Source organism: Cyanobacterium stanieri LEGE 03274, assembly GCF_015207825.1.
GTDB classification, from domain to species: domain Bacteria; phylum Cyanobacteriota; class Cyanobacteriia; order Cyanobacteriales; family Cyanobacteriaceae; genus Cyanobacterium; species Cyanobacterium stanieri_B.
Map to the genome: position 1 here is coordinate 21,489 of NZ_JADEWC010000009.1, position 13,653 is coordinate 35,141.

Annotated in this window: 10 protein-coding genes; 2 read left to right on the forward strand and 8 right to left on the reverse strand. The window is 39.1% G+C overall.

Going from position 1 to position 13,653, the window contains the following annotated elements; translation table 11 throughout:
* Positions 1-109: 109 nt before the first annotated feature.
* Both def and IQ215_RS05660 read right to left on the reverse strand, forming a co-directional pair.
* On the reverse strand, positions 110-670 hold the full coding sequence (gene def / locus IQ215_RS05655) for a peptide deformylase (RefSeq protein WP_193800341.1): 561 nt from the start codon (positions 668-670) through the stop codon (positions 110-112).
* Between the two features lie 100 nt (positions 671-770).
* Positions 771-1,640 carry a Tab2/Atab2 family RNA-binding protein gene (locus tag IQ215_RS05660; protein WP_193800342.1) on the reverse strand — a complete coding sequence of 290 codons (870 nt, stop codon included), beginning with the start codon at positions 1,638-1,640 and terminating at the stop codon, positions 771-773.
* A 264-nt stretch (positions 1,641-1,904) separates the two neighbouring features.
* On the opposite strand from IQ215_RS05660, the gene IQ215_RS05665 reads away from it, so the two are divergent.
* Together IQ215_RS05665 and IQ215_RS05670 are read left to right on the forward strand one after the other, a co-directional pair.
* Positions 1,905-4,970, forward strand: coding sequence for a peptidase domain-containing ABC transporter (locus tag IQ215_RS05665; protein ID WP_193800343.1), 3,066 nt, complete (start codon positions 1,905-1,907; stop codon positions 4,968-4,970).
* A gap of 68 nt (positions 4,971-5,038) precedes the next feature.
* Positions 5,039-6,757 (forward strand): HlyD family efflux transporter periplasmic adaptor subunit, encoded by a 1,719-nt coding sequence (locus tag IQ215_RS05670; protein ID WP_193800344.1) that lies wholly within the window; start codon positions 5,039-5,041, stop codon positions 6,755-6,757.
* Between the two features lie 431 nt (positions 6,758-7,188).
* Here the strand turns inward: IQ215_RS05670 and murD are convergent, their stop codons facing one another.
* The 6 genes from murD to mgtE form a co-directional block, all read right to left on the reverse strand.
* Positions 7,189-8,547 carry a UDP-N-acetylmuramoyl-L-alanine--D-glutamate ligase gene (gene murD, locus IQ215_RS05675; protein WP_193800345.1) on the reverse strand — a complete coding sequence of 453 codons (1,359 nt, stop codon included), beginning with the start codon at positions 8,545-8,547 and terminating at the stop codon, positions 7,189-7,191.
* A gap of 43 nt (positions 8,548-8,590) precedes the next feature.
* Complete coding sequence (locus tag IQ215_RS05680; RefSeq protein ID WP_431355522.1) at positions 8,591-9,199, reverse strand: RDD family protein; 609 nt, start codon at positions 9,197-9,199, stop codon at positions 8,591-8,593.
* Positions 9,200-9,272: 73 nt separating this feature from the next.
* A complete protein-coding gene (gene petJ / locus IQ215_RS05685) occupies positions 9,273-9,608 on the reverse strand; it encodes a cytochrome c6 PetJ (protein ID WP_193800346.1) in 336 nt (111 codons plus the stop codon).
* A gap of 328 nt (positions 9,609-9,936) precedes the next feature.
* Positions 9,937-10,476 carry a DUF4330 domain-containing protein gene (locus tag IQ215_RS05690; RefSeq protein WP_193800347.1) on the reverse strand — a complete coding sequence of 180 codons (540 nt, stop codon included), beginning with the start codon at positions 10,474-10,476 and terminating at the stop codon, positions 9,937-9,939.
* Positions 10,477-10,556: 80 nt separating this feature from the next.
* The gene (locus tag IQ215_RS05695) at positions 10,557-12,080 is read right to left on the reverse strand and encodes a WD40 repeat domain-containing protein (protein ID WP_193800348.1); all 1,524 of its coding nucleotides are present in this window, start codon (positions 12,078-12,080) and stop codon (positions 10,557-10,559) included.
* Positions 12,081-12,089: 9 nt separating this feature from the next.
* The gene (gene mgtE / locus IQ215_RS05700; RefSeq protein ID WP_193800349.1) at positions 12,090-13,490 is read right to left on the reverse strand and encodes a magnesium transporter; all 1,401 of its coding nucleotides are present in this window, start codon (positions 13,488-13,490) and stop codon (positions 12,090-12,092) included.
* Positions 13,491-13,653: the final 163 nt, after the last annotated feature.

Below are 13,653 nucleotides of genomic sequence, written 5' to 3' on the forward strand. Positions count from 1 at the left end.
TTATGAAATAGTTAAAGCTAATAAGTCAATAATCAGAGTAATTTTTGTAACTATTTTTAACAAAAAAAAGGGGGACAACGTCCACCCTTAAAATAAGAAGGTTGATAATTTAAGAAATAGATCTAACAGCATTAACATTTAAGCCTTGCTTAGTCAATTCTTGGGTTAGAGCAAGGTTATTTTTGATTCTATCGACAAATAAAATCCCTGTAAGATGATCCATTTCATGTTGTATTACTCTTGCCATCCATCCCGATGCTTTAATTCTTTGTTTTTTACCGCTTAAATTCTTGAATTCTACTTCAATTTTTGAAGGGCGGGTGACATCGAGAAAAACATTAGGTATGCTTAAACATCCTTCCTCTAGGACGCAAACTTCCTTGCTATATTTTTTGATGACGGGGTTAATCATAACAAGGGGAGGATAATTCTCATTATCAGGCTGAAGATCAACTACGATCATTTGTTTATTAACTCCGACTTGGGGAGCTGCTAAACCGATGCCATTTTCAGCGTACATGGTTTGAAGCATTTTTACCGCTAATTCTTTCACTGATTCATCAATTTTGGCGATGCGTTTAGCGTTTTGTCTGAGAACTTTATCTCCTAATATATGTAGTTGTAACGGTGCTTTTACTTTCTCTTTTTCGACAACTAATGTATTGGTCATAGTTTAATTTTTTATGCTAAGGTTAACAAGTCTCTTTTCTTTGATCATAAAACATTGTTGTATTGATGTTGAAATGGTGGGGGTGATGGGCAAGGATATATTATGACTCTTGTTTGAGTAACCAAAAACCTTCAAAGGATTCTGAGTCTGGAGAAGATTGAATGGCAAGGAAATGGACTCCATGGGCTTGTTGTTTGGTATTTTCAAAGCCTTCCCCTTCGGCTAGGGTTTTGTCATCGGTGAGGTTAGCTAATATCCAACTGTCGCTGACTCCTGTTTCTAGGCAAATGCGGGGAAATTGTCCTTTTTCTAGGCGTAGATAGCCTAACTCTAGCCCAGACATCCAAGCGGCGAGGGGTAATGCTCGTTTTGAGAAGATAATTAAGCCTGGGATTTTGGTATTTTCTTTGATGTTAGCAAGGGAGAGGGGAAATGCTTCACCAAATGCGATCGCCCACTGGTTCATATCTTGAAAATCATCACTACCCAGAGAGACTAAAGCCCATTTATCGGTGCGATCGCCCTTAACCGCATCGGGTAAACTAATGGCATTACCTTGGGGATATTGTACCGAAGCAGTATTTTTAGGCGCTTGGTAACCCTCTTGATGGGGATAAAAATCAACCTCCCTTTCATCCAACCAACGATTGAGGGCATAGGTGTGACGGGAAGGAAAAACAGGAATACCAGCATCATCACAGGCTTTGATGATCATATTATTCATTTGACGGCGAAAAAATCTAATTTTACTAGGAGTTTCCCCCGCTTTTTCCATGGCAGAGGCGATCGCACCTCCTAAAGTGATAGAATTAACGTCACTATTAGAGCAAAACTGAGAATAGCGAAACAAAGAATTATAATCACTATCAATATCCGTCGGACTTTCGCAAATCAAAATTTCCCAAAGTTTTTTATTATTTTCATCAAAAATTGGACGTGAATAAAAATCTAACTCCCAAATTCTTCCCATATTAATAAATTTTTAAAATAAAACAAACAATATTATCAACTTAGTATCATATCACCCCCACTCCTCATCACCCCCACTCCTCATCACCCCCACTCCCCATCACCATAATTAAATATTTATAAGGGAAAGATGTTATTTCGGATAATCTCACCTATAATTAGCCCTAGAAAAACTAGACCATAGATTGTATATTTACAAAAAACTATACTAACTCCAACAATCTACCAGAAATATATAAAACTAATTGCTCAAGATAAATAAATCATGGTATATACTCTAGGTTCAGTAGAAGAATTTATCGCTACTGTAGCGCCCTTTGATCGTCTTTCACCCAGCGAAATAAAACAACTAGCCCAAGAATTTAACCCCTTAAAATATGAAATGGGGCAAATCATGCTAGTCAAAGATAAAATTCCTCCCTACATTTCTATCATATATGAAGGACAAGCCCGTTATATCGGTTACGATCCTCGTACCAGTTTACCCCTAAGTTTAAAACTAATTAGCCATGGTAACGTCATCGGTTGGCAAAGTTTGATGAGGGGTTTTGCCTGTGAAACGGCGATCGCCTCTACCCCCGTAGTAGCCCTCACCCTCGCCAGGGAGAAATTTTTAAACCTACTCCAACAAAAACGGGAAATTAAAGAATATTACCAAAATACTCCCGGATTAATCGAAATTTTTGATAGCCTAGGTTATCAACTCAGCCATCGTGCCACAGGGGAAGGAAACCTGAAAATATTGAGTCAAGAAGCCCTGAAAACATCCCAAGTAACCCACCTAGAAAAAGGGAAAATAAATAGCCTACCCCCGGCCCCCGAAGGACATATCTGGTGCTTTAGTGGCGGTAAAATTCAAAACCTTTCCATCGGCGCCACCGTCAACCCCCGAGAAACCCTAGAAGCTGATACCGAAATAAGGCTAGTATCCCTCGATATTACCCTCATTGAATCAGCCCATAGTAATAGCGTCGAGGCTCGTGACAACGGCTCAACACCAGCCCCCACAGAAAATAAAGACGATCCCTGGCAAGACAATAAAACTCCCTCTCCCTCAAGGGAGCAAAACCCCCCCGTTACCCCTGAAATCCTCATGGACGAGGATAATATTCCCCAGGCCGATAACAGCATTTTACAAGAGCAACCCCAAAACCTATTTAAAGAACCCAAACAAGCCCTTAAAAGTTATCCCTATTTTTCGGGGAGAAGTGAGGCAGACATCGGAATTGCCTGTTTTCGGATGTTAAGTAAATACTTTAATATTCCCTACAAAGGTGATATTTTGACTAGGGTGATTAAACAACAAGTGGAAAACAATGGTGCTTTATCCCTTGATGTGTGCGGTGCGATCGGTGAATTATTAGGCTTAACCAGTCAATTAGTAGAAGTTCCCGCAGGGGCATTTGCCAGACTAGAAGCCCCCATATTAGTCAAACTAGAAGATTCCCTCGTCGTCATCTACGCTACAGGGGACAAAACCATCGTCGTAGCAGATCCCACCCTCGGTAGAGTTAGGGAAATGAAAACCATCAGTTTCCTAGAAAGATGGGGACAAAAAGGCAAGGCCTTACTACTGAAAAAAAATAAAGAAACCGCCCAACAAAAATTTGGTTTAAATTGGTTTATTCCCTCCCTAATTAAATTTAAATGGATGTTAGTGGAAGTGTTTATCGCCTCCTTCTTCGTCCAACTCTTTGCCCTCGCCAATCCTTTAATGATTCAGGTAATCATCGATAAAGTAATTGTGCAAAATAGCCCCGATACCCTGCAAGTATTAGGGATTTTCCTTGTGGTTCTCGCCGTTTTTGAAGCCATTCTCAGTACCCTGCGCACCTATTCCTTTGTGGATACCACCAACCGCATCGATATGGCCTTGGGTTCAGAAATCATTGACCATCTTTTGAGATTACCCCTGAGGTACTTTGAAAAACGCCCAGTGGGGGAAATTTCGACCCGTATCAACGAGTTAGAGAACATTAGGTCATTTTTGACAGGAACAGCCCTAACCGTGGTGTTAGACGCTGTTTTCTCGGTGATTTATATTGTGGTAATGGTGATTTATAGCCCTACCCTTACCCTCGTATCCATGGGTATTATTCCCATTTTTATTGTTTTAACCTATATCTTTTCTCCCTTGATTCGTCGTCAATTGAGAGAAAAAGCAGAACGGAACGCCGAAACCCAATCTCACTTGGTGGAGGTGATGTCAGGGATTCAAACCGTTAAGGCTCAAAATATTGAATTAAGATCCCGTTGGGAATGGCAAGAACGTTATGCCCGTTATGTGGGTACAGGATTTAGGACGGTGATTACTCAAACCTTAGCGGGTTCGGCTAGTAACTTTCTCAATCAACTTTCTCAACTATTGGTGTTGTGGGTAGGAGCTTATTTGGTATTACAGGGAGAGTTAACCCTAGGGCAATTAATTGCTTTCCGTATCATTGCGGGTTATGTAACTTCCCCCATTTTACGCCTTGCCCAACTATGGCAAAACTTCCAACAAACAGCCTTATCCCTAGAGCGTTTGGCAGATATTGTTGATCATCCCCAAGAGGGTGAGGAGGATCGGGATAATATTCCTATGCCGAGTATTGAGGGTAATTTGAAGTATGAAAATGTTTGTTTCCGTTTTAAACCTAATACTCCTTTACAGCTTAATAATGTTAGCATTGAATTCCCCGCGGGTACTTTTGTGGGTATCGTCGGCGAAAGTGGAGCGGGTAAGAGTACCCTAACCAAATTGGTGGCAAGACTTTATGAACCTGAGTCGGGAAGAATTATGATTGATGGTTATGATGTTAACCGAGTGGAGTTATATTCTTTACGTCGTCAAATTGGGGTTGTACCTCAGGAGAGTTTGTTGTTTGAGGGAACTATTATGGATAATATTGCCCTGACAAATCCTGATGCCACCACTGAAGATATTATTGAGGCCGCTAAAATTGCTGTGGCCCACGAATTTATTATGAATTTACCCAATGGTTATAATACAAGGGTAGGAGAGAGGGGGGCATCTTTATCGGGAGGACAAAGACAGCGCATTGCGATCGCCCGTTCGGTGTTGCAAAATCCTCGGATGTTAATTTTGGACGAAGCCACCAGCGCCCTTGACTACAATACAGAAGCTCAAGTATGTCAAAATTTGATCTCTGCTTTTAGCGATCGCACCGTATTATTTATTACCCACCGTCTGGGCACGATCAAAAACGCTGATACCATCGTGGTGATGGATAAAGGAACAATCGTAGAAGTGGGCAGTCATGAAGAATTGATGGAACTACACGCCCGTTACTACTACCTATATCAACAACAACTAAAAACCGAAGTATAAAAAATATTTCCTCAGTCGTGGCTTAACCCTCGGCTGACTCCTCAATTAACCCTATCTAAGCAAAAACTATGCAATCTACAGATAATCGAAATTCAGGTCAAGAAAATCTTTTACGACGGGATGGCAGAGCCGAAACCCCTGAGAGCGAACAAAAAAACATTAACCTAGATACCTCTGGTTTTGAAAAAGGAGTTATTCTCAAACAATCTAGGGTATGGTCACGGGCGATCATCTGGAGTATCATGAGCGTCACTGTCTTCGCTGTTTTATGGGCTTATTTTGCCAAAATTGAACAGGTGGTGGCGGCCCGGGGCCAACTCAGGCCAGAAAAATCGGTACAGGAAATCCAAGCCCCCATCAATGGGGTGGTTAGTAGAGTAAATGTGGAAGATGGTCAAAGAATTGAGGCCGGAGATCCCCTCTTGGTGTTTGATTCGGAGGCCTCGGAGGCTCAATTAGAGTCTTTACTTAGTATTCGAGAATCTTTGGTTAAGGAAAATCGCTTTTATCGGGGTTTGACTAACTCTCGTTTTAGTACCTCCATGGTGGAACAAAATTTGATGGATTTGGAAATAGATCCCGATATTCAAGCCTTAGCTCTTAATCGTGCTTCCATTGTGGAAGAAATTCAATTTTATGAGTCCCAAATCGGCAGGGCTAGTGGCAATAATCTTAGCCCAGAACAAGCCTCCCGCCTAGCGGCAGCTAATAATGAGTTAGATTCCCGCGCCCAGATTGCACAGTTGAAAATTAGTCAGTTAGAGCGCCAAAGAAGCCAAAATAGCACTCAGTTAAGGGATGCTCAATCACAGTTGAATAACGATCGCACCATACTACAACAAATTAAAAGTCGTAATCAAGAGGCGATCGCCCGTGCCGAAGAAAGTTTAAAAATTGATGAAGATATTCTCGCTAATTTTGCTCCCCTCTCCGCAGAAGGAGCAGTATCTAGGGTACAAACGGATTTACAAAGACAAAAAGTCCAAGATCGTCAAGCGGCCTTGATTGAACAAAGAAGCAACGGTAGAATTGAGCAAGAAAGACAAGAACAACAAATTCAATCCCGCCTAGCTCAAATTGAACAACTTCAAGAAGAACAAGCAAGGATTAATTTAGAAATTTCCCAAGCCCAACAAGAATTACGTAACACCGTTTCCGTCAGTGAAAGTGATGTGCGCGATCGTTTAGCTGGAAATAATCAACGACTATCAGAAATTGATAGTCAACTTAACCGCATTATTGTGGATAACGAAAAAAGAATTGCCGAACTCAATAGCCAAATCAGTTCCGCCCAACAAACCCTACGTTATCAAGAACTCAAAGCCCCCGTATCAGGTACAATCTTCGACCTCCAAGCTAGTCCTGGTTTTGTTCCCCGTAGTGGTATCTCTGAACCTCTCTTAAAAATAGTACCCGATCCTAGTCCCGATAATCCTCTAATTGCCGAAGGATATGTTACCAACCAAGACATCGGTTTTGTACAAATTGGGCAACAGGTGGACGTAAGAATTGATAGTTTCTCTTACAGTGAATTTGGCGACATTAAAGGCACAGTGGAGTTTATTGGCTCTGATGCCCTTCCCCCGGATCAAACCTATAATTTCTACCGTTTCCCTGTCAGGGTAGAGTTAGAGGAACAAAATTTGGTGGTGCGGGGTAATCCCGTTGATTTACAGGCGGGGATGTCTGTTAGCTTGAATATTAAGGTTCGAGAAAATAGAAGTGTCCTAAGTCTATTTACGGAGTTATTTAGTAAGAAGGTTGATAGTTTAAGGCAAGTACGTTAATTTTTTGATATTTATGGGGTTATTTTAACCCCTTTTTTTATAGTTATATCAAGTTTGCTTGATCACTTACAAATTAGGTTGAGGTTTTAGGTGACGGCTTAGAGTTTATTGGTGGGGCAACTGGGATAGAATCTGTTTATAACGAATTATCCGAACTTTATATTAATCCATATTGGAATCATAGCAAGTACAATTTAGAAAATATGTCATCATTCGCCTTGCAATGAATTACAAGGCTAACAGTCTATCGTTCAATAAATTGAACTAAGGTATATTTTGATTCATGGATTTAGTATCAAACATTATTGAATAACACTAGAAATTAAGACATTAAAATAGTATCACTATTGCCTGTTCCCCGTTCCCTCCCTCAATCAAAAATCATGCCTTAATTCACCAACGCCAAAAATATTATCCTTAACTCAAGTTAATCAGTGAGCATTAACCAAATGACGAAAGTCTTCCCCCCGCTCCTCAAAACTATTATATTGATCGAAACTAGCACAGGCAGGAGAAAGTAGCACTACCTTAGCGCAGGTTTCCTGAGCCAATGTTTGAGCTGTAGTGATGGCATTAGCCATATCACCCACTTTGTAATAATAATTATATCCTTCGGCTTCTAAACGAGAAGCGAACAAATCCGAGGCTTCCCCAATTAACAACACGGCCTTGCACTTTTGTTTAATTACGTTTATCCAAGCCTTATCATCCCCCTCCTTAGCTTTACCCCCAGCAATGAGAATAACGGGGGAATTCACCGATTCTAAACCTACTTGGGCGGCATCGTAGTTGGTGGCTTTACTGTCGTTGATATAATCTACCCCGTTGATGGTTTTAATTAACTCTAAACGATGGGCTACCCCTGTAAAAGAAGTAATGGTATGGGCGATCGCACTTTTACTAACCCCTACTAATTTAGCGGCGGCGACGGCTAATAATAAATTTTGTTGGTTATGACAACCTACCATTTTAAAGAGGGAAATGGGGGCTATTAATTCCCCGAAAGCCACAATCCAACTATCTTGCAAAAAAACTCCTCGACTTTCATCACCGATCAAAAAATCTTTTCCTTTAACACTGGTCCAGTAGGAGTTTTTCCAAGATCTTTCTAATCCCATATTATATATATATGGGTCATCACCGTTAAAAATTTTTGAATCAGAGCGTTCTAAAAGACTTGCTTTAATGTTAGAGTAATTACCGATGGTTTTATGACGCTCTAAATGATCAGGGGTGAAAGTCGTCCAAATACCGATACTAGGAGCTAATTCCCGACTTGATTCTATTTGATAACTACTAATTTCGGCTACCACCCATTGGGGAGGATTTTCCAAGGATTCTAGGGCTAATTCCGAGGCGGCATAGCCGATATTTCCACAGGCAGATGTGTTGATATTTCCTGCTTTTAACATGGCTTCGACAAGGGCGGTGGTGGTGGTTTTACCGTTAGTGCCTGTGATGCCAATCCAAGGAAAAGAGTTTAAATATTGCCATGCTAATTCCATTTCTCCGATGGTGGTGATGCCTTTTTCTCTTGCTTCTAGGAGGATAGGTATATCCCAAGGCACTCCGGGGCTAACAACGATTAATTCAGGGAGATTATGGGGGTTTAGGGGCAGATTTTGTCCTAATTCAACGGTAATATTTTCTTGGGCTAATTCTTGCTTAATTTGACGAAAACTATCCGATTCACGGGCATCATAGATGGTTACTTCTTTACCTACTTTCTTGAGTAGTTTGGCTGCGCCGATGCCTGATTTACCTAAACCGATAATCTCTACTTTTCCCATGCAAGTGATCTTGGTACGATGTCAACTTTATGATTGTACCGTTTTATCTCACTTTTTTTCTATTTTTATCCCATGCTTTTTGCGTTTCTTTAAGCCATTTTTTGATACGTAAATCGAGGGAAAATCCTCTTTTTGTTTGTACTATAATTGTTTTTGAGGTGCGATCGTGAAATGCTTGATTGTAATCTTCATCGGTAAGGGCTGTAAAACCATCAATCATGATGGGGGTTAAAAATAGCAATAGGGAGATAAAGTTACGAAAATTAATCTTTAGCCCTATCATGGCTAGAAATGCTATTATGCTGATGATAATTTCTCTTTTGGTGAGATTGGCAAGGGATGGACGACGTTTTAATTCCGCATCAATTACTTTTAAATCAAAGGCCCATTTTCCTAGACTTTGCCCCTGATTTTTATCTACTACAATCACCCTTAAGACTAACCATAACAGCACAAAAACAAGAAATTCGGCAAACACATTGGTAACAAGGGAAGATATTAACCATACTAAGACAAAATCGACCAAAAAAGCGTATGCTCGTCTTTCGGGGGGGGCTTTTGGTTTTCTCCTAATCAGGGATTCTTCTTGATACATGGTGAGGGTTTTTTGGGTTACTTGCCATGTATTTAGTATAGGTGATTTTTTGTTCAACCTATGGGGGAAACACTTTTTTTGTGGTGTTGGGTTTTGTTTCCTCCACCCAACCTAGTAGGCAAAATGGTGTTTAATTCCAACCTTTTTCGGCTTGGGATAAGACGTAACTGGCTACGTCTTCAATTTGTTGATTATCTAAACGCCCTAGGAATGATGGCATAGCTGCTTTTCCTTTGTTTACCTGATTGATAATTTTTTCGAGGGAATACATATCATATTTTTCTAAGTCTGATTTTTGCAGGGTTTTGGCTGGGTTGACTACGTTTCTACCACCCATATGACAAGATGCACAGTTGGCACTAAAAATGGTTGCCCCTTTGCTAATATCTCCTGCTAGGGCGGGGGAGGGCAAGGAAAAGCTAATGAAGGTTATTAATAGTAAAATTAGGGTAAAAATTTTTTTCATTTTTCTTACGGTTTTTTGTTTCTTTCCCTATTTTTGATTACTCTAACTTTTAATGTCAAAAGACGATTTGTCAATGTTTGAGCTTTTGTAATTATTCTTTACAATTGATTTCAAATAATGTTTATTAGGATTAGAAGTTGTACTAAATCTTGTTTTAACCCCGATTGGGGATAATGTAAATATTGGTTAGGTTTTAGGTGACTGGTTGCAGGTTATGGTTTATTAATTGTCCATTGTTTAAGAAAGATTTGATATTGGTTATTAACATTCAGTTTGAATCATGAGTTATCAAAAAAATAACCTGAAATGGACTATTATTTATGGGGTGTTAAGGGGCGCTGATAACATCAATTACTGTGCCTCGGAAGTTGTAGCGGGGGTTATCTAATTCTAAGACTGTGCCGATTTTAACTTTTTGGTTGGCGATAACATAGCCATCGTTGGTGGTTTGCCCGTTACCTGTCATGGTTAAAATCATATCAACGCTATTTTTTACTATGGGGCGTGGATCTAGTTGTGCAATTACGCTACCATCAGGCTGGGTAGCTGCGACGTAATTGGGTAATTCTTGGGCTGATTCAATGAGTAGTTTTCCTGCTGGTTCGTTTCTGACGATGACGTTTACTTCGGTGTTATCATTTAATTCGGCGATGGTTTCGTCTGAATTTCTGGTGTTTAATCCTCTGACAATAAGGCTGACTTGTACTTTCTCACTACTGCTATTGCCTCCTGTCACTTGGGCAAGAGAGCCTGTGGCACCTGGTACAATGAATATGCCAATTATTACTAATAGTATGACGGCGATCGCCCCTAAGTCAAGAATGTTTAATTTACCAAATAAACGACCTTTACCATCGATAATTTTCATATTTATTTTCTCTACACCGTAAAACTTAAAATATTATATCTCAATCGATGTTTGGTAGTAGGCTACTTTCTTATCTTTGATTAATTAATGGTTGTTTTGGTTTGTTGCCAAATTTTTATGATGCCGTCAATGCCTCCGGCGGCGAGGATTTCTCCATCATGGGAAAGGGTTAGGGAAAAAATACGATTATCTTCACTAATTTTAAGATGTCCTAATTCTTTACCTGTGGCACAATACCAAATTTTGAGGAAACCATCTACCCCCACGGTATATAGTAATTGATCATCGGGATGAAATGCTATATCCATTATTTGTCCATGATGCCCTTGGAGTTGAAGGGTGGGGGATACTTCTTGGAAAAGAGTAAAAATGGAGGGTGGTAAGTACCAAATTTTAATATCTCCGTTGGCACAACCTGCGGCTACATATTCCCCTGAGGCACTAATGGAAATGGATTCTAAGGAGATGAGATTATCTACTAGCAGGGCTAATTTACGGTTACTATTTATTTCCCAAACTGAAATGGTGCCATCTCCTCCTCCACTTACCATAATGCCTATTTCATCATTAAGGGCGATCGCATTTATTGCCCCACTATCATCATAACAAGTATCAATTAAAGTACCTTCTATTAAATCCCATTTTTTTAAAGTTTGATCATAACTACCACTAATTAAAAAGTTATTTTCTGGAGCAATTTCTAAACCATGAATTGAACCAGTATGTTCACTTAAAATATGTTCTAATTTAAATTTTAAGGATTTTTTACCCTTTTTTTCTAAGGACCAAATTTTAACATCTTGATCTAAACTTCCCGTGGCAATACCATGATCTAAATAATTATTTAAATGGGTAGCAACGGTAACTAGTCCTTGCTCTGAGCCTTGTATGGCATCTATTTCTAAACCATCTTCTAAGGACCATAATTTTAAATATTGATCCCAAGAAACACTGACTAAATATTGTTTATCCATGGTAATACTCATATCCGTTACCGATTGATTATGAGCTTCAATAACATGAATACATTTCCAAGCAATTTTAGGGGGAGAATCGTAGTTATATTCTGGTAATTTTTGCTTAATTATTTCAGGTTTTGGTAATTTAATAGTATCATCGTTATCGGAACTATTACTATAATTTGAGGAGTCAATATAAGGTAACTTTTGTTCAATTACCGAGATTCTGTCTAATAAATTATTGCCATTTATATAATCAATCATACTACTTACCGACTGATTGATGCTTTCAACGTCTTTTTGTAAACAAGCAATGATTTCATTTTCAGATAAACCCATTTTGCCACTGGATAAGGTGCGCTGGTTCAAGGAATTATTATTAATTAATATATCTATTCTGCTATTAACTTCTAATAATTTTTCTGAGAATTTTTTTAATTGAATATTAAGAGCCGCTGCGATTCTTTGCTTATTTCTATATTCTAAAGACTTACGATTAATGATATTTAAAATTAAAACTATTGCAACGACAAAAACTACCCAAAAATTGTCTGACCAAGGATTATTTACAAGGAGTAAAATTAATAAAACAAAGGTGGTAATATATTCCCCAATTTCCCACCAAGTCAAACTCTTAAAAATCATTGCCTTCTCCTAAAATGGTAATAAAACACGGGCGATACTAAAATAAATTAAAACCCCTAAAACATCCACCGCTGTAGTGATAAAAGGGGCAGACATCAACGCAGGATCTAATCCTAAAGAGCGAAATAAAAATGGTAATGCCGAACCTGCCACTGAAGCTAAAACGGCGATCGCAACTAAACTAAATCCTACCGTAATACATACCATTAAATCCTGATTTGTTTGAGGTAAAAAATAAGCCCAAACTGTAGCCAATAAACCTAATATTAAACCTAATATTAAACCAGCGATCGCCTCACGAAAAATAATTTTTTTAGGTCCATAATCATTAACTTTATCAGTGCTTAAACCCCTAATTACCACCGTAGAAGATTGAGTACCAATATTACCCCCCGTGCCAATTAAAAGCGGAATAAAAGCCGCTAACACCGTTACCCTTGCTAATATATCCTCCTGCGCCCCAATGATGCCCCCTGTTACCGTATTAGTCAAAAGTAATACCAACAACCAAACTACCCTTCTCCTCGCCACTACAAACAAATTAGTTTTAAAATAACTATTATCTCCATCCGACTGCACCGCCCCAAGGGCGTAAATATCCTCCGTCGCTTCCTTCTCGATAATATCAATAACATCATCCACCGTCACAATACCCACCAAGCGTAATTCCTTATCCACCACAGGCACTGCCAAAAAATCATACCTTTGAATCAATCTGGCCACTTCCTCTTGATCCATATCGGTGTTAACATAAACAATCTCTTTAGTCAATACCTTATCAAGGGTATCATCAGGAGAACTAACAACCAAATCCCGCAAAGAAACAATGCCCAAAAGATGGCGAGAAGCATCGGTAACATACATATAATATATTAATTCCGAAGCCCTTGCCTCCGAGCGAATTTTTTCGAGGGTTTGTCCTACGGTTAAATTTTCCTTCAAAGCAATATATTCGGGCGTCATCATCCGCCCTGCGGTATCTTCCCCATATCCAAGAAGTAGATTTGTGGCTTGTCTTTCCTCTGGGCTAAGTTGCTCTAAAATACGACTAACCACCGCAGCGGGTAATTCATCAAAAAGTTTTGCCCTATCATCAGGAGACATTTTATCAACAATATCCAAGACTTCCTGACGTTTAAATTCTTGAATCAAAGATTGTTGGCTATTATAGTCTAGGTGTTCGTAAACATCAATGGCTTCAGTTTTATTCAGTAGTCGAAAAGCAATTAGTTTTTGAGTTTCGGGTAAATCGCCGATGGCTTCGGCAATATCTACTGGTTGCACTGGTAATAATAATGATTTTGCCCCTTCGAGATTATTTGCATCTAACATCAATCGCAGTTGCGAGTTGAGTAATTCTCTCAATTCATGGCGAGAATCTTGTTTATTGATGGTTATATTATCACTCACCTAGTTCCTCCCTTAATAGTTGATACGATAGTCACTGAATGTTTATTCTAGCCAATGTTGACCATTCTGGAAATTTTTCTAAAATATAGTAATGGCTAATTATTATACAAATATTTAAATATTTTTTTTCTGATTCGATCTGTAATCAACGACACAAGTAATA